The sequence below is a fragment of the Bacillus cereus group sp. Bc031 genome, assembly GCF_027716265.1.
GTDB classification, from domain to species: Bacteria; Bacillota; Bacilli; order Bacillales; family Bacillaceae_G; genus Bacillus_A; species Bacillus_A paranthracis.
This window is the reverse complement of sequence record NZ_JAQFUL010000003.1, coordinates 87,947-114,725: the sequence shown is the minus strand read 5'-3', so window position 1 is coordinate 114,725 and position 26,779 is coordinate 87,947. Positions and strand designations below refer to the sequence as shown.

The window sequence follows — 26,779 nt, the reverse complement described above, 5'->3', positions numbered from 1 at the left end:
ACTGATATATTCTACTTTAAAGGTGTAAGTCCTGCATAAAAAAGAAAACACCTTGATTGTTATCAAGGTGTTGTAATAAGCTCAAAACTCTCCGAATCAGCCTCAAGTATAAAAGGACTAACTTCGCCAACGCTATAAAGTTGCAATTCGTGCATCGCGCGCGTACAAGCAGTGTAGAATAATCTACGAACGCTCTTATCGCTGTATACATCTTTAGAAGCATTGTAAATAATAACAGCATCAAATTCGATACCCTTCGCTAAGTAAGCAGGGATCACAACGATGCCTTGCTCATACTCAGCTGAGTTACTCTTAACGAGTTTAATATTCTCGATATGACTAAGTGACTCATAGGCAGCGGCGCTTTCAGCTGCAGATTTACATATAATTGCGATTGTATTGTGCTGCTCTTTTTGCAGTTCAGCAATTTTGGCAGTAATACGTTCGTGCAGTTCGCTCTCATTTGATACTTTCGTCACTGTAGGTTTCTCGCCGTCACGTTCAAAGGCGTGAATGTTCTTTCCTTCTGGTACGAGAGCACGTGTGAATTCAATAATTGGTTTTGTTGAGCGATAGCTACGAGTTAAGTTAATGCCGTTTGTTTCATCCGGTCCGTATAAGCTAGTGAGCGTATTGAAATTCACTGTTTCACTTGCATGGGCAAATATCGCTTGGTTAAAGTCTCCGAGTACAGTCATTCTTGCGGCAGGGAAGAGACGTTTTAAAAACTCGAACTGAAATGGTGAATAATCTTGCGCTTCGTCTACGAGTACGTGTTTAATTGATCGGTTCGTTTGGAAGCCTTCAATTAACTCTTTCAAAAGTAAAAATGGAGTTGCATCCTCGTAATATAATTTTCCTTCATCGAGCATGTTCACCGTTAAAGAACAAATGTCATCCCAGTCTTTCGGCTTTTCTCCCGTAACCCATGATGCATCTGTGAATAGCTGTTTATATATGCCTGTGAAATTGATGAAACGCAATGTTTGAACACCTTTGCGAAGTGGTTTCAATTTTTTACGGACAATCATACGTCCAAGTACTTTCGCTTCTTTCTCAAAATCGTTAAAGGAGTTGTCGTCAAACTCACCTTTTTTCTGTAAATATTTATAAGCCTTTTGATATTCATCTTTACTCAGTAGTTCAATTTCTTCTTCTACCCAAGGCTTTTTCAGTTCTGCTTTTTCAAGTGCATCTATTTGCTTATTTAGCCAATCCGTTAACTTTTCAATTCGACTATGGAAGCGGAGGGAGGAGTCGGTATTGTAAAACTGCTCTGTAATTTCTTTCGCAGAAACAATTAGCTTTCCTCTAAATTTCATTCCTCTAAATAGCATGCCTGATGATTCAAGAGATTGTCTGTACGCTCGAATCATCTCGAAAAATTGAGTAGATGCTTTAAAGCGAATGCTCGCATTTCTCGTTTTATAGGTAGGGCTATTTGTTTCAGTTAGCATATATTCTAATTGCTCGTATGGATCTTCCACGTCAAATGACTTACTTAGTCTATGGTTTAAATATTCTTGGAATGTCACTTGCTGCATATTTTCTTCGCCGAGTTCAGGTAGTACGTTAGATACGTAACTGTTGAACATAGAGTTAGGGGAGAAGAGAATAATTTGATCCGCTTTTAGCCATTCGCGATATTTATATAGTAAGTAGGCGATTCGTTGCAGCGCAGCGGACGTTTTACCGCTACCAGCAGCTCCTTGCACGATAAGGAGTCGGCCTTCATCGTGACGAATAATTTCATTTTGCTCGCGCTGAATCGTAGCGACGATACTTTGCATATGTTTGTTCGTACCTTTTCCGAGCGCTTGTTGCAAGATTTCATCGCCAATTGTAAGGCTCGTATCGAACATAGAATCAATCTCGCCATTTTGAATAATGTATTGTAATTTTTTCTCCACGTTACCGTGAATTACGCCACCTGGTGTACTGTATTCAGCCGGTCCTGGTGGATAATCGTAGTAGACACTTGAAATGGGTGCGCGCCAGTCATATATAAGAAAATTTTCTCCGCTTGCATCAGTAAGTGTAGCTACGCCAATATAAATTTTCTCCGCAGCAGATTCTCCTTCTTCTTTAAAATCAATTCGTCCAAAATAAGGTGATTTATGCATGCGTTTTAGTGCGGCAAGCCGATTAAAGGTGTGCTTATGAGTAATTTGTGTGACAGCTAGTGACTGAGCTTGTTGTCTTAAGTTGATAACTGTTTCAAGATAATCATCAAAAGTATCAGTATTCACTTTCACGTCATCCCAGAAATGTTTACGAATATTGATTACTTCTGCCCGGCGTCTACCAGTTTCGTTTTCCAGCTTATCAATTTGTTTCGCAATCGTTTCGATTACGGTATCCAAGCGTTTTTGCTCTAAATCAAGTTTTTTATTCATACGGTAGCACTCCTTTAAAAGTGAAAAATAGAGGTTGACTGAAGATGTGTTTTGGTGTACAATTAAGATACGGATAAATACGTTCTTTGTATTTTAGAAAACGTGTTTCTGTACTAATTTAACATAGTTTCTGAATTTAATCAATGATAATAAGATAAACCTTGGTTCCGTGTGTAATGGAATCAAGGTTTTTTTGTGTTTATAGAGGGAGTCACGCTTGTTGTCGTTTTTTGTCGGTAAGTCGATATATTTTGAAAATCGCTGATATATTTGGAATTGCGCCGATATATCTCGAAAATCGCCGATATAATTTATTCAGAGGACCAACTATATAATTTCATTTACCGAAATCGGACATAGTTACCGGGAGAAGAGGGCATATAAAAAAGCTTGGGCCGAAGCCCAAGCTTTTTATTTCATTATTTCTTTTCGTCTTTCTTAGCGTCAGCTTTTTGCTCTTTGAAAAGATCTTTCAAATCTTTATCATCAACTTTTACGTCAGCTTTTTTGATTTCTTTCATCATAAGGTCGTTCATGAATTCGCCATCTTGTGCTTTCTTCTGAACGATTTCTTTTTTGATGTCAGCTTTAGATTGTTCGAATGATTTTTCTGGCTCTTTAATGTCTGTTACTTTAATGATATGGTAACCGAATTGTGATTTCACAGGTTCGCTTACTTCATCTTTTTTCAGTTTATAAGCAGCCTCTTCGAATTCTTTAACCATTTTGCCAGGTCCGAAGAATCCTAAGTCGCCACCTTTTTCTTTTGAACCAGTATCTTCAGAGTATTGTTTTGCTAACTCTTCGAAAGATTTACCTTGTCCAAGTTCTTCTTTAACCTTTTTAGCAGTTGCTTCATCTTTTACAAGAATGTGGCTTGCTTTAATTTCAGGCTTGTAATTATCTTTCAATTCTTTATCAGTGATTGTTTTCTCGATAGCTTTTTCTTGCGCTAATTGAGCACGCACACCAGTTTTTAACGTTTCTTCTTTAATACCTTGTTGTTTTAATAGTGTATCGAATTGATCACCGTATTGTTTTTTCATTTCATCGAACTTTTTGTCTACTTCTTTGTCTTCAACTTTGTAGTTTTTAATAAGTACTTTTTCCATAACCATGTTATTTAGTACTTGTTTACCAGCTTGTGTCTTCATTTGCTCGTAGAATTCTTCTTTTGTAATGTCACCAGCTTTAGATGTAACGATTTTGTCTGATGATGATGTTCCACATGCTGATAATGCGATTACACTTGTTGCGGCTAAGGCAAGCATAGCTTTCTTCATTCAATAAACACTCCTACTATTATGTATTTTTAATTTATCCTACACCAATGAATTTTAGTTCATAAGAGCCCGATTAAGTCTCACTGATACTTTTGCTTTTTATATTGGTAAAGCGCGCTTAACAGGGCTTACCGAGGCTTTAGGATAAAGTTAAGATGCGTGTCATTTATTTCATAGTATAAGCAATATGTACAAAATTTAATATATCATATTTCGACTCGATTTCATATTGATAAAGAAAAATTAACCAGTACGTGTCAGATTTTGAAGGTGTGCCATATTGGGCGTATGTCGCATATACAGAAAAGAGGAGGGGGATGGGGGATGAATTCTCAACTTATTTTATTACTTGTACTGTTTATTTTATTGGTTATTGTAGGTATAATTTGCTTATAGAGGAAAAAAGTGAGGAAGGGGCTTTCCTTCCTCACTTTCCATGAAATATAATTTCTATATAACTAGAAATTAATAAAATTGTTATACATACATTAATAACCCGAAAGACACCGGGTTGGCGGCTCGCAGATATTTGTTTTCGTTCACACAGTGTATGTGTCATGAAATTCGTGTAAAATATAACAAGAAGTGCGAATGCGACAAAAACAACTGTTATAAGTGTCATGAGGCGAGACCTCCTTTTGGCTAAAATACATATACTTTATATATTGTATCATACGATATTTTGTTCGTGTTATAAAATTCAGAAATAGAAGACTTTGTGTTAGAAAGTGAGGGAGAAAATGGACGTTGTTAGAAGATTAGAACAAGCTGAATACTACGTAGACCTACTATTTAAAATGATTGATGAAGAAAAGTGTCCATTTTATTCTTTGATCATAAAGAAAAAAGCTCGTAAAAAAGATGTTGAACGTATACTACATCTTTGTGAAATACTGAACGAGCAATATGTAGCGGAGAAAGCAGAAGGCCTTCTTTTGTTCGATGCGCTGTTAGATCAATTTGAAAAAGCGCTTCCACATCAGCTCGAAGTACACGAAACTGCGGAAGCGCTAGCAAAACAAGGTTTATTCAAACCGCTTATGAATGAATTCTTAAGCATGATTGCGAAAAAATAAATAGATTATTTCTTAACTAACTTCTGATCGGATTCTGTAAAGTTCTCTTCAATATCTTCTAATGATTTCTCAAAAATATCGATGAAGTCTTGTCCGTAAATGTTACGCAAGATAGCAATCAGTTCGATATTTTCTGGGAACTTCCCATAAAAATTACGAAGTGCAAGAGCCCCATTAAACACTGAATTATTTTCAGGGTCATACTCCTCCATTAAGCGAAGTAGTAATTCTTCCCCTTTGTCTGTAATTTCGATGTACGTATTTCGTTTATCATCTTCTTTTTTCGAGAATACAAGATAGCCGCGTTCTTCCAGCTTTTTCGAGAAGTTAAACGCCGTTGATACGTGCATAACTCCAAACTTAGCAATCTCAGAAATAGAAGCCCCTTTTAAATGATAAGCGATTGTTAAAATATGATGCTCATTAATGTTTAAATCATAAGGTTTAATCCACATCTGCCAATCTTTCTCTACACATTTCCATAACGCTTTCGATAATTGAGCAATGCGTTGGCTGAAAATCATCGCTTCTTTTACCGAGTAATCTTTTTCTCCACTTTTCATATACTCACCCACTTTAACATTCTTTTTCATTACTATCTATTATGCCAGTAAAATAAAAATTAATAAAGTCTTTTTGTGAGAATTGTGAAAATTTTTTAAAAAAATGACATTCTATACAAATCATGCATAACTATGGAAGCGGTTTATGAGTCATGAATACATGTGTTGTCCATACATGTTAAGTGATAACATATATTGTAAATGCATAAAAACACGGCATATCTATGTGATATGCCGTGTTAAGGTCCATTTATATAAAAAATATTTGTTATATGCAAAAAACTAAGCAGGAATTTGTTTACGCTTTTTCCGGAACAGCTTCTTGTAGTTTCTCAATTGATTTTTGAATGTCCAAAATCTCTTTCTCAATATGTCGTTTGTTTTGAGAAATATCTTGCTTCCAGTTAGAAAGTGTATCGTGCATATCGTCTTTTAATTCTTGGAACACTTCTTTACCTTCTGAAGCAGTTTCAACGATTTGACGTTTTAATAATTTTGTATCAGCTGTAATATCAGCTAAAGTCTTTTTAATATCATTTCCTTTTTCTTTTAACTTGCCGCGCATGTCTTTGCCAGAAGAAGGAGTTGAGAAAAGAACAGCTAGTCCAGCAACTGCTCCGCCGCAAATGACACCGGTAATAAAGGATTTAGCTTTTGACATAAAAGGAGACCTCCTTATTTTTTGTTCGTATTCATGATGTGAAAAAATATGCATATCTTTAAGACGAGGGAAAGGAAAGTGTGCAGTCCCTGGCATCTTAAGTGGAGAAACAAGCCGTGCCATATTTAATCACTTTAGGAAAGTGGCTTGTTATGTATGACTACTTATTATAGTGTCACTATTTCACGCTATTTGCAATTGTACTTGCGATGTTTTGTAAATTTTCCATTGTGTATTCATTTTGATGTGATTTCCAAACAGCACCGAAACCATCGTTTTCACCGTAGCGTGGAATTAAATGAAGGTGGAAGTGGAACACAGTTTGTCCAGCTTTTTCACCGTTGTTGTTAAGTAGGTTAAAGCCAACTGGATTAAACTCTGCTTTAATCGCATTTGCGATTTTTGGAACGACAGAAAAAATATGTGATGCGATTTCTGGCGTTAACGCAAAAATGTCTTGTTTGTGAACTTTCGGAATAACAAGAGTATGTCCTTTTGTCACTTGACTAATATCTAAAAATGCAAGCACATGTTCATCTTCGTATACTTTTGAGCAAGGGATTTGCCCGTCAATGATTTTGCAAAAAATACAATTATCCGCTGTATGATTCATTGATCTCATCCTTTCAAATATCCTTAGCCGTATTTTACCATAATTACATAAGAGAACAAACACGAAAAACAGGAAGCTGACTCAGCTTCCTGTTTTCTGAAGAGGGATTGAAAAAGCATTATCGTAATTTACGTTTCGCAGACACCTCATTTATTTTAAGAAATGCACGGTAAATCGGCTAAAGTTTCTGCCGTAGACACCCCATTTTCAAGTGAAATGAATTGCAATCTTTTTAAATGAAATTGTTTACTTTTTAAAACAGTATATGCTCTTTCGGAGACACCCCGTTTCGAAAATAAAACAAATAATCTGGTTATGTGTAAATTCCTTTGTCCAACATGGACACCCCATTTCATGATGACTTCACTATGTTGTTGTACTCATCAATAGGTGGTCGCTTTTTCAATGTGTTCCTTCTTCAATAATTATGATGTCCGCTTTCGTAATAATATATGCGAACAAATTTAAATTTTTTTTGAACGCATCGATACTATGTAGTACAGCGTAATTTTTGGTAAGATGAATATAGAACGAATATAAATGAAGAAAGTGGTGTCGTATGAGCGAGTTATTGCGTGTAGAAAATGTTACAGGAGGATATACGAAACGACCTGTATTAAAAGATGTTTCGTTCTCTGTGAATAAAGGTGAACTTGTCGGCTTAATCGGTTTAAATGGAGCAGGTAAAAGTACGACGATTAAACATATTATCGGTTTAATGGAACCGAAAAAAGGAACTGTCACAATTAATGGGAAAACAATTCGTGATGATATGACAGCGTACCGTTCTAGTTTTTCGTTCATCCCAGAAACACCAGTATTATATGATGAGCTAACGCTAGAAGAACATTTGAAGTTAACAGCGATGGCTTACGGCGTTGATGAAAAACAATATGAAGAACGTGTAGGACAATTATTACAAGAATTCCGTATGAAAAATCGTTTGAAATGGTTTCCGTCTCATTTCTCAAAAGGGATGAAACAAAAAGTAATGATTATGAGTGCGTTTTTAGTAGAGCCATCTCTTTACATTGTGGACGAACCGTTCGTTGGGCTTGATCCGTTAGCAATCCAATCACTCCTTCAAATGATGGACCAAATGAAAAAGAGTGGTGCAGGTATTTTAATGAGTACACATATTTTAGCGACGGCAGAGCGTTATTGTGATTCGTTCATAATTTTGCATCAAGGCGAAGTAAGAGCAAAGGGAACATTATCTGAGCTGCAATCACAGTTTCATATGCCAGGTGCAACGTTAGATGATATTTATATTGCATTAACGAAGGAAGAAGATTATGAATAGCACAGCGTTATGGAAAGAACGATTTCGTTACTTTTTACAAGAAGTTCGTACATATAGTAAATACGTATTTAATGATCATTTAAAATTTATTTTCGTATTCATCATCGGCGCAGGAGCGTATTATTACCAGCAATGGTTACAAACGTTAACACCTTCGTTTCCGACTGCGCTCGTTATGGCAGTGTTACTTGGATTCGTATTAACGGCCGGATCTATTCAAACGTTATTAAAAGAAGCGGATCTCGTTTACTTACTGCCAGTGGAAGAAAAGTTAAAACCATACTTCACAAAGGCATTTCTTTTTACGTTTATGATTCAGTTATACATAATTGCAATCGTAGCAGCAGCGCTTGCTCCGTTATACTTCCAGCAAATGAAACAAACAGGAGCTGGTTACATATGGATTGTAATCGCGTTTATCATTGTAAAAGCGTGGAACTTATTCGTCGCGTGGGAAAAGTCATTTTTAACAGATCAAAATATACAAAGAGCCGATTGGTTCATTCGATTTATTTTAAACGCCTTATTTGTTTATTTCCTTGTGGAACGTACTTCCGTTATGTTTATTGCCGGAATCATCCTTCTGATGGTGTTATACCTCGCTATTCTGCATCAAATGGTGAAGGGAAAGCCGTTAAACTGGGAGTATTTAATTTCTGAAGAAGGTAAGAAGATGATGCTGCTGTACCGCATCGCGAACATGTTCGTTGATGTACCAGCATTAAAAGAGAGAGTAGCACGTAGAAAATGGCTTGATTTCATTCTTTCGATGATCGGTGAAAAGCGTACCTATTTATACTTATATACGAGAACGTTCTTAAGATCTGGTAATTATTTTGGCTTATATGTGCGCCTGCTCGCTCTTGGCGGAGTTATTCTTTACTTCATTCCGTTTTTATATGGACGATTTATCGTAAGCCTTATCTTCCTATACTTAATCGGTTATCAGCTATTAACTTTATGGAAACATCACCGCATGAAAATTTGGCTTGATTTGTACCCAGTAGGCGGAGAAGAGAAGAAGAAAGATTTTCTTACTTTATTAAATGCAATTCTCATTATTGGCAGCGTTGTATTTACAATCATATTTGCACTTGCTACGAAAGATTTCATGATGACAGGAATTTTACTAGTCCTAAGCATAGTATTTAGTATCGGTTTCGTTTATCAATATGGGGCAAAACGTATTGAGCGTTTAAATTGAAGGGAATGAACCTATGATTACATATGAAGAAAAGGTTATAAAAGAACTGGAGCAGTGGAAAGCTACATTCATGAAAGATTCTTCTATGATGACACGGTTCTCAAAGAAAGTGCAGACGAAAGTACAGCAGCTTATTCCGGCGAAAGTGCAAAAAGTATTAACAGAAACGATTCGGATGATGGTGCAAACAATTAGTGCCGGATCAAACTTTATAAAGCCGAAATTAAAAGAGACGAACTGGTCGTTGCAAAGACGAGATGATGAAGTACGTAAAAAAATGGATGAGTATAAAAAAATAGCAGCGGCAGAAGGAGCGGGGACGGGAGCAGGCGGTATTCTCCTTGGCCTTGCTGACTTTCCGCTGTTGCTCGGCATTAAAATTAAATTTTTATTCGATGCAGCAACATTGTACGGATTTGATACGAGCGATAAAGAAGAGCGCCTTTTTATCCTTCACGTTTTCCAACTTGCCTTTTCAAGTGATGAACACCGAAAAGAAATATGGAAAGCAATCGAAACGTGGGATACAGAAGAAGAAAATCATATGGACTGGGAAAAGTTCCAAACAGAGTACCGAGACTATATCGATTTAGCAAAAATGCTTCAGCTCGTACCAATAATCGGTGCCCCGGTCGGCGCATATGCAAACTATCAATTACTGCAAAGACTTGGAGAAGTAACGATGAATTGTTATCGTATGCGATTGTTGAATAAGGATTAAAAACAAGGCGTCCTACATGTGTAATGTAGGACGCCTTTTCTTAGAAGCCAAGTCCGATATAGCTAACTCCAACTATAATCAATACGATAAAAAGTACAATGATCAATGAAAATCCGCTCTTACCAGCTTGTCCAGCTTCACCGCCGCCACTACCACCACTACCGCCTTTACCACCAACTCCCATATGATATCCTCCTTATTGTTATATGTTGCTTTTGTTTTATATTCTTCTCTATTTACCAATAAATTCCTCCTGGAGCGCTAACTAACTTGAAAATCATTTTGTTTCATTTTATAATTTACTTACCGACCGGTAAGTAAAAACAAGTGAGGTACAGTATGACAAAGAATTTACAAACATCGCAAAACATTGTAGAGGCTTCATTTAAACTTATGGCAGAGCACGGAATTGAGAAGATGAGCCTTTCCATGATTGCGAAAGAGGTAGGAATTTCAAAACCGGCTATTTATTATCACTTTTCTTCTAAAGAAGCGTTAGTGGACTTTTTATTTGAAGAAGTTTTTTCTGGATATCATTTCGTGAGTTATTTTGATAAAGAGCAATATACGAGAGAAAATTTTGCAGAAAAGTTAATCACAGATGGTTTACATATGCTCTCTGAGTATGAAGGACAAGAAGGAATACTACGTGTCATAAATGAATTTATCGTAACTGCGGCGCGAAATGAAAAGTATCAGAAACGCTTATTTGAAATACAAGAAGAGTTTTTAAATGGTTTCCACGATCTATTGAAGAAAGGCGCGAGACTAGGCGTTGTGTCACAAGATGCAACGGAAGAAAACGCTCATACGCTAGCGCTTGTAATTGATAATATGAGCAATTACATGCTCATGGGATTTCAGTTAAAGTATAAAGAAATTTGGATTCGAAATGTGAAAAACGTCATGAAGGAGGAGTAAAGATGAAAATGCAAAAAAACTGGTGGCTCGGTTTTCTTGGATTCATTGGGGTGTATAAAATTCCAGGCATGATAGAAGCTTTTCAAGCGGATGGAAATTGGATGAAGTTAATCGGTTTCATTTGGCTACTTTGGTTCGGATATTTTATTCCTGAGAAGAAAGAAGATTGAATTTCAATTTTCTGTAAGGTTATGTAAAATATAGATTGAGACTATTCATATATTAGATTACTAGATTTGGAGTGGTTACATGGATCCATTGAAAAATGAAATTCACCCTGACATGGTCAAGGTGTGGAAAGTTCGGGCTGTAATAGAAGAAGGGATCGGTATTCTTGTCATTTTAGCGTACCTTTTCCTCATGATAAAGTTTGATTGGTGGGCGTGGATTTTGTATGTGATGATTGGGCTAACAGTTGTGTTCGCACCATTTTCGTACTTTTTATTCCCAAAACTACGTCAGCGTTATTACAGCTACCAACTAAATGAAGAAGAACTTGAAATTCAACACGGTCTTTTCGTCGTAAAGCGCGTATTAGTACCGATGATTCGTGTACAGCATGTGACGATTGAACAAGGGCCGATTATGAGAAAATACGGTTTAGCAGAATTACACATTTCAACAGCAGCAACTTCTCACAGCATCCCAGGCTTAACGATGTATGAAGCAGAAATGTTGAAAACGAAAATCGTAGAATTAGCGAAAGTGAGTGATGAGGATGTATAAGAGGCAGCATCCGATCACGATGTTATTGGAATTAAAAATAACAGATTTTATACCACTCTTTATTTTCATGTTTAGCTTAAATGGAAAATTCCCGTTTTGGTATTTAATTCCCGCTGCATTCGGTTTACTCACCGTTTTTTCAGCGTTTGAAAAATGGTATTACACAACATACTGGGTTGAAAATAACGTATTACATGTAAAACAAGGCCTCTTTGTGAAGAAGGAGAGCTACTTAAATAAAGAACGTGTTCAAACGATTAATACAAGTTCTAACGTGTTATATCAAATGCTTGGCTTAAAGAAAATCCAAATCGAAACAGCTGGTGGGGGCGATGATGCGGAGGTTAGTTTAGCCGGTATTACAGTAGAAGAGGCAACTGAGCTTATTGCTTTGCTAAATGAGCCAACTCCAGAAATGAAAGCAGAAGGAACGCTAGACGAAAAAGCGGAACATGCAATAGAAAAAGAAATCGTTACAGAAGAAAAACAAACGACAGAATATAAATTGACTTGGAAAGAAATTTTACTAGCCTCTGTTACATCGGGGCAGTTTGGACTATTATTCTCGTTAATCTTTTTCGTGTATCACCAAGTAGAGGAATACATTCCGAAATGGATAGAGAATGGCGTAAAGTCATATGTAATGGACCACGATATATATGGCTTGATTTTCATGATAGCCATTTTGATCGTCCTTTCATGGATTATATCGACAATCGGTTATGCGCTAAAACATGGAGATTTCACAGTAAATCGAAGAAATGACGAAGTCCGCATTTCACAAGGATTACTTGAGAAAAAAGAACTCGTCCTAAAGTTACATCGTATTCAAGGTATTACGATAAAAGAAAGTATTTTACGTCAGCCATTCGGCTATTGTGCTGTGCAAGTAGAAGTGATTCAAAGTAAGGGAACGGGTGACGAAAAAGAAAAAGTTACACTCCATCCAATCATTCGAAAAGACCGAGTACAACAGTTACTCGCACATTTACAATTACCATACGAACTGAATACAAATATGATTTCATTACCAAAAGCAGCATTACGCCGCTATCTCATTGATAGCTTTGTCTTTTTCGCAATGATAGCTATCCCGCTTATTGGAATAAGTATATACTCTGAAAAGCACTTCATTATGTGGGCACTCATTCCGCTTGCGATCCTCATCTTTATACTTGGATACGCAACATTTAAAACAAATGGTTACAGTGTAAATGGAGAGCAAATTACGCTTGTATATCGTAGTGTTGGAAAATATACAGGACTTGTTAGAAGAAGACACGTCCAATCAATGGAAAAGACGCAATCCTATTTCCAGCGCCGCGCGGATTTATGTACGTATAAGTTTTCGAGCGCATCATCGAGTTATAAATTAGAGCATACGAGAGTAGAAGATGCGGAGAGAATGCAGGATTGGTATAAGAAGAGAATAAGTGAGAATTAAATGGAATGGCTCGTCTTTTGCGGAAGGCGAGTTATTTTTCTATGTAAAAATGATAGGAAATAATGAATAATATATGTGACGCAAAAAAAGTGAGGTGAGCAGGATTGGGGAAATTTTTAATTCCGTATTCCCATTCTTTATTAAGCTTATTTATTTCAATGACGATAATTCAAATATACGATGAGAAGGGGATTTTTGAAGGAGAGCTATTTTCTATTTTTACGAATCTTTTTATTACTATGACCCAAATGTTGGCCGCTACTTTAATAGTTGGAGTCCCTGTTGTTTTAGTTGGATGTCTTCTTGGAGAGATATTGTTTAGGTGCGTTATTTTACCTATAAAGCTACATTTTATCCCATCCTTAATTTTATATATTCTTTTAGCCATAAGTATTGTTTTTTGCTATGAAGTTATATCTGACGGGGTTCCTACAACATATGAAAATACTCGTATTATTAAAATGATGTACTTTATGGGATTAACTATAATTTGCTCTATTACATTTTTAGTAAGTAGGACTACGTATGAAGGAAAATAAGGTGATTATATGAAATACACTTGTCCATGCTGCGGATATAAAACATTAGAAGAAGAACCACCAGGTACATATGAAATTTGTAACATATGTTTTTGGGAAGATGATTCTGTTCAATTTAAAGAGCCTGACTATGAAGGCGGGGCAAATGAAGTTTCGTTAAGACAAGCGCAGGAAAATTTCATTGTGTTTGGTGCCTGTGAAAAGCGATGTATTGAATTGGTTAGAAAGCCGACTAGTGAAGATGTGAAGGATGCTAGTTGGAAGCAAATTTGTTAAATAGCTTTAAATAAAAATGTTATTACTCAATTTAACAAGAGTAATAACATTTTTTTATGCCATGATGAAAGAATGAACGCCGCCTTATCAAATAAAAAAGATATAAAATTTTCGTCCTTGGAGACAACTAATTATTAATTTGATGATTCAGTTGATTTTTTTATGTAGTTATTGAAAAACACCATAGTTTCTAGAGAGTGAACAGGGGTTTTGAATTGATTTAAAGTTGACGGAACAAAATAAAACGAATAGAGCAAAAAAACTTGCAAAACTAAAAGAGGAGTTGTATATTAATTGATGCATCAAATATTGATGTATCAATTAATGTTTTAATAAGTAAGAAGGAGGAATTTTCGAAAACGTGTTATTCAGACGATGTCGGATTTTTATATAAGCTATAAGATTAAAGCGAAGATAGAGGGGGCACAATACTGTGGAAATAATCGCAGCTATTTTAGTCGGGATCGTAGCATTAGAACATTTATTTATCATGATCCTCGAAATGTTTTTTATGAATTCAAAAGTGGCAAAACGTGCTTTTCAATTACCCGAGCATTTAGAAGGAGATCGAAACGTAGCCATTATGTTTGCAAACCAAGGTTTATATAATGGATTTTTAGCCGTTGGTCTCATTTGGGGACTTATACTTGGTCTCAATTCAATTGGTTATATGGTTCAATTATTCTTTGTAATGTGTGTGGTAGTAGCAGCTCTGTTCGGCGGTTTCACATCTAATAAATCAATTATTGTAAAACAAGGACTTCCAGCTATATTAGCGTTGATTGCCCTTTTAATTGTGATATAGAACTAAAGCGTTTGTATAAAAGAACTCATTTTTGAAAAATACGTTATTCTTTCTTCCTATAGGCTCATAGGAAAGAATAGCGTATTTTTTCTTTTTAAGGGGGTATATCCTTCAATTTAATCAAAAATGTAAATTCTTTTTTTAGCGCGATTGTTATGAAAATACGTATTACATTAAGGATTAGAACCGGATTAACGCTTTAAAATATAGAAGGTGGGGAAAATAATGTAAAAAAACTATTGTATGTTTAAAAACAGTGTGTTACAAAATAGTTACAAACCGTAACTTATATTGCAGTTTGTTTTCTTTTTGTTTTTTAGTATGTTACAAATCGGAGTGTGTATCAAATCGTCAGAAGATATATGAAGTTCAAAAAGTTTTTCTATGTGTATAAGAGTGTGTGTAGTAAAGAGCTTGGTGAGAACTTTGCGCACATTATTAAAATTCCTTTCTGTCTTTAAAAGAAGAAAACCAACTATTTAGGAGTTTTAAGTAATGATAGTAAATGAAATGTACTTCCTTTCCCGCACATAAAGTACATATTTACGCTCAGTCTAATTACTACACAGACTTTTATACATATAAAGCTATTGTTTTAGGGGATATATAGGAGGAGAAAAAATGAAAAAGTTATTAATGGTAATTGGACTTACATTTTTAATGTTAGCTGGATGTAGTAATGGGAATTTTGACAAAGTAATGGATGAAGGAAAGACCGCGTTAACGAATAAAGAGTATAAAAATGCCTTATCATCATTTGAAAAAGCACTAGATGAGAAGAAAGATGATTCAGATGCAAAGGTGCTTGTAGAACAAACAAAAGCAATGATTGAAGCTGTGAAGTTAAAAGAAGAAACAAAGGTAGAAGAATCAATCAAGTCATTTGAAAAAGTAGAGAACATGAAGGATGGAAATAGTACGTTAGTAAAACAAGCGAAGGAAGAACGAACAGCATTATTAGCTATCGTCGAACAAAAAAAGAAGTATAGCGAGCAACTAGTGAAAAGTGAAGAGTTAATAAATAAGAAAAATTACGCAGAAGCGAAAGATATATTAAATAAGCTAGTTTCAGAAACAAAAGATAACAAAAATCTTGAAGAATATAATAAAAAGGCTTCAGGATTAATTACTAAAATTGGTGAAGCAGAAAAGAATGCAACGGTAGCGAAGGCAGAAAAAACTAATGTAGCAACGAATCAAAAGGTAACAACAGAGAAGCCTCAAAAAGTAGAAACAGAAAAGAACCAGAAGGTAACGACAGAGAAGCCTCAAAAAGTAGAAACAGAAAAGAACCAGAAGGTAACAACAGAGAAGCCTCAAAAAGTAGAAACAGAAAAGAACCAGAAGGTAACGACAGAGAAGAACCAAAAGGTAGAAACAGGAAAGACTCAAGATGCATTTACTTTTGAGAAAGCGAAAGAATATATTAAAAATGAATATAAAGAAGACTATGATTATACGCTAGAAAATACGCAAGTAGAGAATGGAAAGAAATATTATCAAATTAGAGTGCGTACGACATATAAAATAGAAGGCGCAGCTGGATCAGGATTTACTGGCGTATTTAAAGTATTTGAAGATGGTACAATTGTTGAAGTGCACTAAATTAATGGAAAGGTATCCTCAAAGTGTTTGAGGATACCTTTTTAGCGTAAAAAAAGCATCTAGCAAAAGTACTAGATGCAAATAAAAACACAAGGGAAGACAAAATTCTTCCCTTTTCCCGTAAGTAATTATATCAAAAAATTTATAAAAAACTAGCTTTATTTTTAATATAATTGATGTGTGAAGCTATGAAAGTATAAGATTACACTATTTTTGTAGTGTTTTGTTGAAAAAGGAGCCACGTATATGATTAATTTTAAACCAGAAAATTTGAACCAACTATTAAAAGTAATGTTAATTAGTGCTAATAAGTCTTACGATGCGATTAAAGAGTATGAATGTACGGGAGAAGCAGTCGTATTCTGTGTAGACTTCGAATATATTGACGTTTCTCTTATGATTGTAGATATGCTGGGAAGATCGGCTTCTAGATTTAACATTTTGCCATTTGCTAAGCCAGATACGAATGAGATAGATTACATTCAGTTTCAAGTGTATTCCATTAATGAAGGGAATTTTAAAGAAGTTCTCGATACGATGTAAAAAACTATAATTTTACAAAAATGTATATATCAACTAATATATAAGTAATACATTCATATAATTGGAGTGATGAGATGCAGCCGTTAGAAAGGGAGATTCATTCTAATATGCTGAAAGTGTGGCGAATTCATGCTTTAATTGGGGCGGCAGTTATACTAGCAGTCGTAATTGCGTATTTCTTTTTTATGATCAATTTTAATTGGTGGGGTTGGTTGTTTGGCTTGTTAGTCACAGGAGCTATTCTATTTATTCCGCTCGATTATTTTGTATTTCCAAATTTACGTCAGCGCTATTATAGTTACAGATTAAATGAAGAAGAGATTGAGATTCAAAAGGGAATGTTCGTTGTAAAACGCGTGCTTATTCCGATGATTCGTGTGCAGCACGTAACGATTGAACAGGGCCCGATTATGAGAAAGTACAATTTAGCAGAATTACATATTTCAACAGCAGCAACTTCTCATAGTATTCCAGGTTTAACGAAAGAAGAAGCAGAGCAGTTGAAAAGACAAATTGGAGAACTTGCGAAAGTGAGTGATGAGGATGTATAAGAGGCAACATCCAATCACGATTTTATTAGGTATTCGAATTGCGACTTTGTTGCCTTTTATTTTTCTTGTTTTATTTCGATCAGATGGTCAAGTAGAACCATGGTATTTCTTCCACCTTATTCTTTTGGCTCTATTATTCATTATGGCTATTTTCTCAGCGATAAAATGGTATTTCAAAGTGTACTGGGTTGAAAATAATATTTTACATATTAAACATGGCGTCTTTGTAAAAAAAGAAAGTTACTTAAATAAAGAACGTGTGCAAAATATTAGTACGTCTTCTAACATCATCTATCAAATACTTGGACTGACGAAATTAAATATTGAAGCGGCAGGCGGCGGTACTGAGCCAGAAGTGATGTTGGCGGGTATTAGAGAAGCAGAAGCGAAGGAACTCATTGCTTTATTACATAAAGAAAGAAGTGTTGTGAGTGAAGAAGGGCCTGCGGAAGAAGGAAGTAAGACGGTATATCAGTTAACAACGAAAGAGATTTTAGCAGCATCTATTACATCTGGTAGATTCGGATTAGTGTTTTCTATGTTAGTCATCCTTTACACAGAGTTTAATCAATTTCTACCAGAATGGCTTATCAATAAAGTAGAAACGTATGTGATGGATAACGGTGTATATGAATTAATCGTTATGGCGGCGATTTTAATGGCAGTGTCGTGGGTCATTTCAACAGCAGGTTATGCATTAAAATATGCGAACTTTAAAATTGAGCGAAACGGAAATGAAGTTCGCATCGTGCAAGGTTTATTTGATAAGAAAGAGTTTGTTTTAAAATTACACCGTATTCAAGCGATTACGGTGAAAGAAGGCATTCTCCGCCAGCCTTTCGGATATTGCTCTGTCGAAGTAGAAGTCATTCAAAGTATAGAAGCGGCAGGAAATGAAGTGATGTTACATCCTTTTATGAAGAAAAAAGATGTGCAGCAGTTACTCGCATATTTACAGTTGCCGTATGAAATGGAAGCGGAAATCGTTCCTTTACCAAAAGAAGCATTACGCCGTTACATAATAATGGGGTGGATTACAAGTGCCGTACTCGCTGTGCCAATCATAGGTGCGAGTATATATTTTAAACAAAATATCGCGTTATTCACTCTCATACCACTATGTATTATATTTACGTTACTTGCATACGCGCGGTATACAAGTAGTGGTTATATGATACGGGACAATCAGTTAGTCATGGTATACCGAGGACTCGCGAAATATACAGGAATCATGTGAAGAAGGCATGTGCAAGCAGTCGGATACAGTCAGTCGTATTTCCAAAAGAAAGACGAGCTATGTACAGCTAACGTGTCAGTAGCGGGGCATCGTTACAAAGTGAAGCATATGCAAAAAGAAGATGCGCTTCGTATATATAATTGGTATAAAGAAAAAGGAAACACCGGCGTGTAACGGTGTTTCCTTTTTTGTGTCGTCATTTGTCGATAAGTCGATATTCTTTGTCGAATCGTCGATATATTGAAAAAAACGTTGATATATTTGGGAAATCGCCGATATATTCAGAAAATCGTCGATATAATTTCACATACTGTGACCTTCAAACTTCGAACTTCGAGCTCCAAAACCCTAAACTAACACATCAAAAGTAGTCACGAAAGACGGACGAGAGAAAATACTCTTTTGCTGTTCTGCATGTGGATGCGCCGGTGCTTGTCCTTCTGCTTGTGCGGGGCGTTTTTTATGAGCATTTTCGAATGAACGTGATTCTGTCCAGTCTTTAAAGTTTTGCTCTGTTTCCCACATCGTTAAGATGACATATGTATCGTTACTTAATGGGCGTAGAACGCGGATTGCTTGGAATCCTGGTTCGTTTTCAATAAGGCCTGCGCGGTTTTTAAAACGGTTTTCAAATACTGGGCGACCTTCGTCTGTTACAGAAATGTTGTTACAAACGATATAGCCAGGTTGTCCTTTAAATTCTCCAACAGCGTCTAGTACATCATACTTAAGAGATCCTTCTACAGATTCTTCTGTATTTTCTTTATAAAACATATTTTTTTCATCATTTTTTGCAGTGAAATGTGCTTGTTCTAGAGGTGTTTCGTATGAAATAATAGCCTTCATTTTAATGCCCCCTTACTTATTTGTTTCTATTATATCAACTCTCTTAAAAAACTTCGAAGATTATATACATAAAGATACTTCTTTTTCAAATAATAAATGTACCATCATTTGGAAAGAAGGCCGATGTATGAAGAAAGTAAAGTGGACTTTATTAGGTGGGTTAGCAACGCTACTATTAGCGATTGTCCTTTATAAACTAATTGTGTTAGCTGGTGGCTATATGATGGATGAAAAGCAGCTCGTTTTCCACTCTTCATCACGTATCGTTGACCAGAAAGGGAAAGAAATTACGAAATTATACGTAGAAAATAGAGACCTCGTACCAATCGAGCAAATTCCGAAATATGTGCAGCAGGCGTTCGTTGCGGTGGAAGATTCTCGTTTTTATGAGCATCAAGGAATTGATTACCCGTCTATATTTCGTGCTCTTTATAAAGACACGTTAGCTGGAGGGAAGGTCGAAGGCGGTAGCACGATTACGCAGCAACTTGCTAAAAACGTTTTTTTAACTCGTGAAAAAACATTTACGCGTAAGTTGAAGGAAGTCGCAATTTCCCTTCAATTAGAGCAAAAATATACGAAGCAACAAATTCTTGAAATGTATATGAATCATATTTATTTTGGACATGGAGCTTACGGTATTCAAGCAGCAGCAAAGTTATATTTTAATAAAAATGTAGAAGATTTAACAGTAGAAGAAGGAGCAATGCTTGCAGGTCTTCCGAAGTCGCCAAACGGTTATTCACCTTATTTTTCTCCAGAGAAGAGTAAAGAACGCCGCGATTTAGTATTGTCACTTATGCATAAACAAGGCTATTTGACTGCCGAAGAAAGCGTACGTTATCAAGGAAAGACAATCGCTCTCTATAAAAACTTAGATGAGAATGAGCTCGCATATATGCCGTATATTGATATGGTCATAGATGAAGCAGCACGTTTATACGGATTGTCTCATCAAGAAGTGCTTCGCGGAGGATATACGTTTGTCGTACCGATGGATGAAAAAATTCAAAAGGTAGCGTATAACCAGTTTCAAGATGCAAGGAATTTCCCTGGGAAAGAAGAGGGGGCGCAAGGTGCTTTTTTATTAATGGATAATCGTACGGGCGGGATTAAAGCTGCGATTGGCGGAAGAAAGTACGTCCCGAGAGGATTTAATCGCGTTTTTGCAAAAAGACAGCCCGGTTCTGTGCTAAAACCACTTATCGTCTATGCGCCAGCACTCGAAACGAAAAAGTATAATCCGTATTCTTTATTGACGAATGAAAGACATTCTTTTGAAGGTTATGAGCCTCGGAACTATAACCGTGAATATTCGAAAGAAATAACGATGTACGATGCGATTTTAGAGTCAGCAAATGTACCAGCAGTTTCTTTATTAAACGAGTTGGGGGTAGAAGAAGGAAAGCAATATTTAGAGAAAGGGAATGTTCACATTGCCGATGCTGGTTTAAGCACAGCGCTTGGCGGATTGAAAAATGGTGTTTCAACATTTGATCTTGTGAAAATGTATCGTGCGTTTTTAGCAAATGGTGATATTATTGAGCCGCACGTTATTGATAAAGTGTTAAATAGACACGGCGCAGTCATTGGAGAATCACCAAAAGTAGAAACGAAAATTTTCTCGAAACAAACGGCATGGTATATGACAAAAATGTTAGAAGGAGTTGTAAAGGAAGGGACAGCGAAAGCCGGTGTATATAACGGAGCGTTAGCTGGGAAAACAGGTACAACTTCCTTACCAAATGACGATAATGGGGCGAGGGATATGTGGTTCGTTGGCTATACGCCAAATTTAGTAGGCGCTGTTTGGATTGGTTATGACCGCATAGATAAAGAGCATCAGTTGCAAGGAGAAAGTGCGTCAGCAACAAAATTATTTAAGAAAATTTTAACGAAAGCAAATGTAGAACAGAAAGAGCAGTTTAGGAAACCAGAAGGTGTGGAAACAATCGGTGCTCCAATTCGGCTGCGCAAGATTGAAGATGTGAAAATGAAATTAGCATTTAGCCCTTTCGGTTTATTTAAAGCGAAATTAAGCTGGACACCACTTCCAGATGAAAGAATTATGTATCGTATTTATAGAGTGGAAAATGGAATTCATACGCATGTAGGTACTGTAAATGGTGCCGGGGAATATGAGGAAAAGTTCGTTAACATCTTTTCAAAACCGAGTTTTTACGTTGTACCATATAACACACAAACGAATCGCGAAGGAGAAAAGTCAAAAGTAGCTAAACCATAGTTTTTCTCTGTGTTATAATAAGAATGTTGTGAAAATAGTAAGCGTTTTTAAGAATGTTTGTGTCAATTTAATGAACAACGTACATAATATTATGCATTTTGTTTTTACAAGCTGTATAGTAAAAAAAGATAAATATCGAACGTATTCGAAGCATTGTGGTAAGGAAGGGAGCTAGGGTCTTGGTAAGAACTATAAATGAGACATTTTTAAAAGCATGTAGGGGGGAACGTACTGATTATGTACCAGCATGGTATATGCGTCAAGCAGGTCGTTCGCAGCCGGAATATAGAAAGATAAAAGAAAAGTATTCTTTATTTGAAATTACACATAATCCAGAGTTATGTGCTTACGTTACAAAACTGCCAGTTGATCAGTATAACGTAGACGCAGCAATTCTTTATAAAGATATTATGTCACCACTACCTGCAATTGGTGTGGATGTAGAAATTAAATCAGGTATTGGCCCAGTTATTGATAATCCAATCCGTTCTTTACAAGACGTAGAAAAACTAGGGGAAATCAATCCAGAAGATGACGTACCGTACATATTAGATACAATTCGTTTATTAACGACTGAAATGCTAGACGTACCGTTAATCGGTTTTTCAGGAGCTCCATTTACATTAGCGAGCTATATGATTGAAGGCGGTCCATCTCGTAACTACCATAATACGAAAGCGTTCATGTATGCAGAGCCAAAAGCTTGGTTCGCTTTAATGGATAAGCTAGCAGATATGGTTATTACATATTTAAAAGCGCAAATTAACGCAGGGGCAAAAGCAGTTCAAATTTTCGATTCTTGGGTTGGAACAGTAAACGTAGCAGATTACCGCGTATTTATTAAACCGGCAATGGAGCGTATTTTTGCAGAAGTTCGCACGATGGGTGTACCGATGATTATGCACGGCGTAGGAGCTGCACACTTAGTAAATGAATGGCACGACTTACCGCTTGATGTAGTCGGTTTAGACTGGCGTTTACCAATTGAAGAAGCACGTGCACGCGGCGTTCACAAGGCGGTACAAGGTAATATGGATCCTTCGTTCTTACTTGCGCCATGGTCTGTTATTGAAGAACATGTAAAAGGTATTTTAGATCAAGGGATGAAGCAGCCGGGTTATATCTTTAACTTGGGTCACGGTGTATTCCCAGAAGTAAATCCAGATACATTAAAACGTTTAACTACATTTATTCATGAATACTCTAAAGGGCAGTTAGCGAAGTAAAGGAGAATTGCTGTATGAAAAAGAAAATTGGTTTGCTTGTAATGGCATACGGAACGCCATATAAAGAAGAAGATATTGAACGTTACTATACACATATTCGCAGAGGAAGAAAGCCAAGTCCTGAAATGCTAGAAGATTTAACAGAGCGTTACCGTGCAATTGGTGGTATTTCTCCTTTAGCTACTATTACATTAGAGCAAGCTAAGAAGTTAGAGAAGCGTTTAAATGAAGTACAAGATGAAGTCGAGTACCATATGTATCTTGGCTTAAAACATATTGAACCGTTCATTGAAGATGCGGTGAAAGATATGCATAACGACGGTATACAAGATGCAATCGCACTTGTTCTTGCGCCGCACTATTCTACGTTTAGCGTAAAATCATACGTTGGACGAGCACAAGAAGAAGCTGAGAAACTTGGAAACTTAACAATTCATGGCATCGATAGCTGGTATAAAGAACCGAAATTTATCCAGTACTGGGTTGATGCAGTGAAAGGTATATATAACGGTATGTCAGACGCAGAACGTGAAAAAGCAGTATTAATCATATCAGCTCATAGCTTACCAGAAAAAATTATCGCAATGGGCGATCCATATCCAGATCAATTAAATGAAACAGCGGACTATATTGCAAGAGGCGCTGAAGTAGCAAACTATGCAGTAGGTTGGCAAAGTGCAGGAAACACACCAGATCCTTGGATTGGTCCCGACGTACAAGATTTAACGAGAGAACTAAATGAAAAGCACGGTTATACTTCATTCGTATATGCACCAGTTGGATTTGTTGCGGAACATTTAGAAGTTTTATATGACAACGACTTTGAGTGTAAAGTGGTAACGGATGAAATTGGCGCGAAATATTATCGTCCAGAAATGCCAAACGCATCGGACGCATTTATTGACTGCTTAACAGATGTTGTAGTAAAGAAAAAAGAATCTGTACTGTAAGAAGAAAGGGGGAGCCTGCTTGAGGAAAAAAGTTGTGATCATCGGCGGAGGCATCACTGGATTAACAGCAATGTATAACTTACAAAAAAATATTCATGAAAAAAACTTGCCGATTGATACATTACTGATAGAAGCATCGGGTAAACTTGGCGGAAAAATTCAAACCGTTCGAAAAGATGGATTTACAATTGAGCGCGGACAGGATTCTTTCTTAGCACGAAAAGAAAGTGCAGCTAGATTAGTGAAAGAATTAGGTCTTGGCGATGAACTTGTAAATAATGAGGCCGGTCAATCATTTATCCTCGTAAACAATCGGTTACATAAAATGCCGAATGGATCAATGATGGGAATTCCAACGCAAATTACGCCGTTTCTATTTTCCGGGCTGTTCTCCCCAATTGGGAAACTAAGAGCTGGTTTTGATCTATTAATGCCAAGATCAAAACCAGTATCTGACCAATCACTCGGGCACTTTTTCAGACATCGCCTCGGAAATGAAGTGGTTGAAAATTTAATAGAACCATTACTATCTGGTATTTATGCAGGGGATATTGATGAAATGAGCTTAATGTCAACATTCCCGCAAATGTATCAAATTGAGCAGAAACATCGCAGTATTTCACTCGGTATGCGTACGCTCGCTCCGAAAGAAGAGAAAGCTGAACCGAAAAAAGGAATCTTCCAAACAGTGAAAACAGGTTTAGAATCTATCGTAGAATCTCTTGAAGCAAAGATGCATGAAGGTACGATAATAAAGGGAACTCGCATTGAAAAAGTTACAAAACAGGGTGATGGCTATACGATTACTCTTAGTAACGGAAAAGAAATAGAAGCGGACGCGGTCGTAGTGGCAAGTTCACATAAAGTATTGCCATCTATGTTTGCACAGTACAAGCAGTTTCGTTTCTTTCGCAACATTCCGTCCACATCAGTTGCGAATGTAGCAATGGCTTTCCCGAAATCAGCCATTCAGCGAGATATTGATGGTACAGGATTTGTTGTCTCTCGAAATAGTGATTACACAATTACAGCATGTACGTGGACGCATAAAAAGTGGCCACATACAACGCCAGAAGGAAAAACGCTTCTTCGATGTTACGTTGGACGACCTGGTGATGAAGCAGTTGTAGAACAAACAGAAGAGGAACTCGTTCAGCTCGTACTAGAAGACTTACGAAAGACGATGGATATTACAGAGAATCCAGAGTTTACAGTCGTAAGCCGTTGGAAAGAAGCAATGCCCCAATATACAGTAGGCCATAACGAGCGAATGAAGAAACTCACAACATTTATGGAGAAAGAGTTGCCAGGTATATACTTGGCAGGTAGTTCTTACGCTGGTTCTGGTCTGCCGGACTGTATTGACCAAGGTGAGAAGGCTGCAAAACGTGTACTCTCTCATTTGGAGAAAGTAATGAATACGGAATTAATCGCACAATAAAGAGAAACGCCTTCAATCATATTGAAGGCGTTTTGTTACTTATTCACCAATAAACATGTATAAGTTATTTGGCTTTATAACGGCATCTCCTGCATAAATAACCCATTCTGTTAAGTCATCAAAATTTAAATGATAACTATTTCCTTCACTCATATCTTCTATAAAATATGGTTCATTAATGAGTATTCCTTGAATAAAGTCTTCTGTAATATGTTGCATTTCAAACCACATATGCTCGCTTTTACCCTCTTCATAGGAAACGCCAAACTTAGCGAGAAAACGAAACTCCTCATTTGATTGTTCAATTTGAAAAATGTTGCTGAAATACCCGAAAGTATTTTTTGCATTGTAAGCCATACGAGCCGTTTCACTATTTGTTTTATAGAACATGAGCCCTGTAGCTTCCTCGTGTTCTTTGAAAAAGCTTTCGATACATTCTTCTGAAGTATCAAATTTGAACAAGAGAACAGATGGCGATTGATGGTATTCATCTCGGTCATCCATCCCGCCTAAGAATGTGTTTTGTGCATCTATTGGTTGTAGCTTCACTTCTTCATCCTCAATTGAAGATAATTGATCTATACTCGTTTTATGCCCAATATAAGATAAACCTTTTTCCCACGGCACAGCTACTGTATGTATAGAACCTTGCTGACTATGTGCGATAACGATAGGCTCATTCATAGGGACTTGTCCATTTTCAACGGCATTATTCGCAAATGTTTGAAAGAGGTCACCAATGCCATAGTAGGAAGGAATGCGATTTGGAATAATTAATTCTATTTCTGTTACGCCCGCTCTTAAAAGGCCGTGTGTATGAAACCAATATTGCGTAGGCTCGCCTTCTTTATCGTCTTCATAAACGGAATGAATAACGTACAAGTCAGGAATGTCAGGTAATAATTCATTTTCAACGTGATATTCAATATAGCTTCTAGATATTACCTTCATTGCTGCACTTAAATCAATTAAAAATAACAAATCTGGCGCAAGGTTCCATAAAAACTGTAACTGCTGGAAAAAGCAGTCCAGCACATCGCCTACAAATAGCGTACGGGTGAAAATTTCAGTACCGAAAGCCGCATCTTCAAAATTACGATCTACGATTGTAGAATCTTGTCTATTGTACAGTTTATATTCTTCTGGGTCATTCGCCTCATCAATATGCAGTTCATACGGTATGACTTTTTCATCGATGTGTAACTCAACAATAAGGCTTGTCTCATCACTATAAACAATTTTTAACTCATCAACTTTAGTAGCGATAGTTTCTAGCCGTTGTTTTAACTTCTCAATTGTAATTCTAGTCGGTATAACAGCAATCATATCTGAAAAATGACGTTCTAATGTTCCATTCATAGCTGCGCGGTATGCTTCTGTTTGTACTTCCATCCAATCACTCCTATTCAAATGAATCCATTTTACATGCCAATTAAATTTCGATATTTCTGTTTTTTCTCTTTCATATTATAAAACGCATTCGTATAAGGTGTAAAATTATTATTTTGTATTATAGTTTGAAAGCTTGTAAATTAAATAAATTTTTTGTAAAACTTGTCGAAATATCATTCTATATAACGAATCATTTGATATGATAGACATGC

Annotated in this window: 27 protein-coding genes and 1 pseudogene; 19 read left to right on the top strand and 9 right to left on the bottom strand. The window is 36.4% G+C overall.

Going from position 1 to position 26,779, the window contains the following annotated elements; translation table 11 throughout:
- Positions 1-62: 62 nt before the first annotated feature.
- The 3 genes from helD to PDQ33_RS02615 form a co-directional block, all read right to left on the bottom strand.
- Positions 63-2,396 carry an RNA polymerase recycling motor HelD gene (gene helD / locus PDQ33_RS02625; RefSeq protein WP_270754623.1) on the bottom strand — a complete coding sequence of 778 codons (2,334 nt, stop codon included), beginning with the start codon at positions 2,394-2,396 and terminating at the stop codon, positions 63-65.
- A gap of 419 nt (positions 2,397-2,815) precedes the next feature.
- Positions 2,816-3,679 carry a peptidylprolyl isomerase PrsA gene (prsA, locus tag PDQ33_RS02620; RefSeq protein WP_000710071.1) on the bottom strand — a complete coding sequence of 288 codons (864 nt, stop codon included), beginning with the start codon at positions 3,677-3,679 and terminating at the stop codon, positions 2,816-2,818.
- Positions 3,680-4,106: 427 nt separating this feature from the next.
- The gene (locus tag PDQ33_RS02615) at positions 4,107-4,301 is read right to left on the bottom strand and encodes a hypothetical protein (RefSeq protein ID WP_000172692.1); all 195 of its coding nucleotides are present in this window, start codon (positions 4,299-4,301) and stop codon (positions 4,107-4,109) included.
- Between the two features lie 118 nt (positions 4,302-4,419).
- On the opposite strand from PDQ33_RS02615, the gene PDQ33_RS02610 reads away from it, so the two are divergent.
- A complete protein-coding gene (locus tag PDQ33_RS02610; RefSeq protein ID WP_048557269.1) occupies positions 4,420-4,755 on the top strand; it encodes a DUF1878 family protein in 336 nt (111 codons plus the stop codon).
- A 5-nt stretch (positions 4,756-4,760) separates the two neighbouring features.
- Here PDQ33_RS02610 and PDQ33_RS02605 read toward each other — a convergent pair whose 3' ends face one another.
- The 3 genes from PDQ33_RS02605 to PDQ33_RS02595 all read right to left on the bottom strand — a co-directional run bounded on the left by PDQ33_RS02605 (position 4,761) and on the right by PDQ33_RS02595 (position 6,592).
- Positions 4,761-5,318, bottom strand: a complete 558-nt coding sequence (locus PDQ33_RS02605) for an HTH-type transcriptional regulator Hpr (RefSeq protein WP_000834918.1) — start codon at positions 5,316-5,318, stop codon at positions 4,761-4,763.
- Between the two features lie 298 nt (positions 5,319-5,616).
- Positions 5,617-5,979, bottom strand: a complete 363-nt coding sequence (locus tag PDQ33_RS02600) for a YtxH domain-containing protein (protein WP_000030300.1) — start codon at positions 5,977-5,979, stop codon at positions 5,617-5,619.
- 178 nt (positions 5,980-6,157) lie between these two features.
- Entirely contained in the window at positions 6,158-6,592 is a 435-nt protein-coding gene (locus PDQ33_RS02595) for an HIT family protein (protein ID WP_001016840.1), read from the bottom strand.
- A 559-nt stretch (positions 6,593-7,151) separates the two neighbouring features.
- Between PDQ33_RS02595 and ecsA the strand changes: the two genes are divergently transcribed.
- Genes ecsA through ecsC form a run of 3 tightly spaced genes read left to right on the top strand, consistent with a single transcriptional unit; the run spans position 7,152 to position 9,820 of the window.
- On the top strand, positions 7,152-7,895 hold the full coding sequence (ecsA, locus tag PDQ33_RS02590; protein ID WP_001292602.1) for an ABC transporter ATP-binding protein EcsA: 744 nt from the start codon (positions 7,152-7,154) through the stop codon (positions 7,893-7,895).
- The gene (gene ecsB / locus PDQ33_RS02585) at positions 7,888-9,099 is read left to right on the top strand and encodes an ABC transporter permease EcsB (protein WP_242301864.1); all 1,212 of its coding nucleotides are present in this window, start codon (positions 7,888-7,890) and stop codon (positions 9,097-9,099) included. The genes ecsA and ecsB overlap by 8 nt, the downstream gene beginning before the upstream one ends.
- A gap of 13 nt (positions 9,100-9,112) precedes the next feature.
- Positions 9,113-9,820, top strand: a complete 708-nt coding sequence (ecsC, locus tag PDQ33_RS02580) for an ecs operon protein EcsC (protein WP_000634130.1) — start codon at positions 9,113-9,115, stop codon at positions 9,818-9,820.
- Between the two features lie 40 nt (positions 9,821-9,860).
- Here the strand turns inward: ecsC and PDQ33_RS02575 are convergent, their stop codons facing one another.
- Positions 9,861-10,004: a YjcZ family sporulation protein gene (locus PDQ33_RS02575; protein WP_242301862.1), complete on the bottom strand. Its 144-nt coding sequence runs from the start codon at positions 10,002-10,004 to the stop codon at positions 9,861-9,863.
- Positions 10,005-10,159: 155 nt separating this feature from the next.
- Between PDQ33_RS02575 and PDQ33_RS02570 the strand changes: the two genes are divergently transcribed.
- From PDQ33_RS02570 to PDQ33_RS02520, 11 genes and pseudogenes are all read left to right on the top strand, one after another.
- Positions 10,160-10,741 (top strand): TetR/AcrR family transcriptional regulator, encoded by a 582-nt coding sequence (locus PDQ33_RS02570; RefSeq protein WP_000164867.1) that lies wholly within the window; start codon positions 10,160-10,162, stop codon positions 10,739-10,741.
- A gap of 2 nt (positions 10,742-10,743) precedes the next feature.
- The gene (locus PDQ33_RS02565) at positions 10,744-10,911 is read left to right on the top strand and encodes a hypothetical protein (RefSeq protein ID WP_000783813.1); all 168 of its coding nucleotides are present in this window, start codon (positions 10,744-10,746) and stop codon (positions 10,909-10,911) included.
- A 79-nt stretch (positions 10,912-10,990) separates the two neighbouring features.
- Positions 10,991-11,467, top strand: a complete 477-nt coding sequence (locus PDQ33_RS02560) for a PH domain-containing protein (RefSeq protein ID WP_270754617.1) — start codon at positions 10,991-10,993, stop codon at positions 11,465-11,467.
- Complete coding sequence (locus tag PDQ33_RS02555; RefSeq protein WP_076867627.1) at positions 11,460-12,911, top strand: PH domain-containing protein; 1,452 nt, start codon at positions 11,460-11,462, stop codon at positions 12,909-12,911. Before PDQ33_RS02560 ends, PDQ33_RS02555 begins: the two co-directional genes overlap by 8 nt.
- A gap of 104 nt (positions 12,912-13,015) precedes the next feature.
- The gene (locus tag PDQ33_RS02550; protein WP_270392944.1) at positions 13,016-13,450 is read left to right on the top strand and encodes a hypothetical protein; all 435 of its coding nucleotides are present in this window, start codon (positions 13,016-13,018) and stop codon (positions 13,448-13,450) included.
- Positions 13,451-13,459: 9 nt separating this feature from the next.
- Positions 13,460-13,726 carry a CPCC family cysteine-rich protein gene (locus PDQ33_RS02545; RefSeq protein ID WP_000877827.1) on the top strand — a complete coding sequence of 89 codons (267 nt, stop codon included), beginning with the start codon at positions 13,460-13,462 and terminating at the stop codon, positions 13,724-13,726.
- Between the two features lie 433 nt (positions 13,727-14,159).
- The gene (locus PDQ33_RS02540; protein ID WP_000402491.1) at positions 14,160-14,531 is read left to right on the top strand and encodes a DUF1304 domain-containing protein; all 372 of its coding nucleotides are present in this window, start codon (positions 14,160-14,162) and stop codon (positions 14,529-14,531) included.
- Between the two features lie 621 nt (positions 14,532-15,152).
- Entirely contained in the window at positions 15,153-16,136 is a 984-nt protein-coding gene (locus PDQ33_RS02535) for a hypothetical protein (protein WP_163072778.1), read from the top strand.
- Positions 16,137-16,382: 246 nt separating this feature from the next.
- Positions 16,383-16,679 carry a hypothetical protein gene (locus PDQ33_RS02530; protein WP_000606816.1) on the top strand — a complete coding sequence of 99 codons (297 nt, stop codon included), beginning with the start codon at positions 16,383-16,385 and terminating at the stop codon, positions 16,677-16,679.
- A 74-nt stretch (positions 16,680-16,753) separates the two neighbouring features.
- The gene (locus tag PDQ33_RS02525; protein ID WP_001182705.1) at positions 16,754-17,230 is read left to right on the top strand and encodes a PH domain-containing protein; all 477 of its coding nucleotides are present in this window, start codon (positions 16,754-16,756) and stop codon (positions 17,228-17,230) included.
- A pseudogene (locus PDQ33_RS02520) lies at positions 17,223-18,641 on the top strand (PH domain-containing protein). The gene PDQ33_RS02525 and the pseudogene PDQ33_RS02520 overlap by 8 nt, the downstream one beginning before the upstream one ends.
- A 174-nt stretch (positions 18,642-18,815) precedes the next feature.
- Here PDQ33_RS02520 and hmoB read toward each other — a convergent pair.
- Positions 18,816-19,313 carry a heme-degrading monooxygenase HmoB gene (hmoB, locus tag PDQ33_RS02515; protein ID WP_000644055.1) on the bottom strand — a complete coding sequence of 166 codons (498 nt, stop codon included), beginning with the start codon at positions 19,311-19,313 and terminating at the stop codon, positions 18,816-18,818.
- Between the two features lie 127 nt (positions 19,314-19,440).
- Between hmoB and PDQ33_RS02510 the strand changes: the two genes are divergently transcribed.
- The 4 genes from PDQ33_RS02510 (at position 19,441) to hemY (ending at position 25,175) form a co-directional block, all read left to right on the top strand.
- Complete coding sequence (locus PDQ33_RS02510) at positions 19,441-21,558, top strand: transglycosylase domain-containing protein (protein WP_071741542.1); 2,118 nt, start codon at positions 19,441-19,443, stop codon at positions 21,556-21,558.
- Between the two features lie 179 nt (positions 21,559-21,737).
- Positions 21,738-22,784: a uroporphyrinogen decarboxylase gene (gene hemE / locus PDQ33_RS02505; RefSeq protein WP_000252614.1), complete on the top strand. Its 1,047-nt coding sequence runs from the start codon at positions 21,738-21,740 to the stop codon at positions 22,782-22,784.
- A gap of 14 nt (positions 22,785-22,798) precedes the next feature.
- Complete coding sequence (gene hemH, locus PDQ33_RS02500; RefSeq protein WP_242230852.1) at positions 22,799-23,734, top strand: ferrochelatase; 936 nt, start codon at positions 22,799-22,801, stop codon at positions 23,732-23,734.
- Between the two features lie 19 nt (positions 23,735-23,753).
- Positions 23,754-25,175: a protoporphyrinogen oxidase gene (gene hemY, locus PDQ33_RS02495; RefSeq protein ID WP_270754610.1), complete on the top strand. Its 1,422-nt coding sequence runs from the start codon at positions 23,754-23,756 to the stop codon at positions 25,173-25,175.
- 39 nt (positions 25,176-25,214) lie between these two features.
- On the opposite strand, the gene PDQ33_RS02490 is transcribed toward hemY, so the two are convergent.
- Positions 25,215-26,567, bottom strand: coding sequence for a DUF4026 domain-containing protein (locus PDQ33_RS02490; protein ID WP_270392934.1), 1,353 nt, complete (start codon positions 26,565-26,567; stop codon positions 25,215-25,217).
- Positions 26,568-26,779 lie beyond the last annotated feature (212 nt).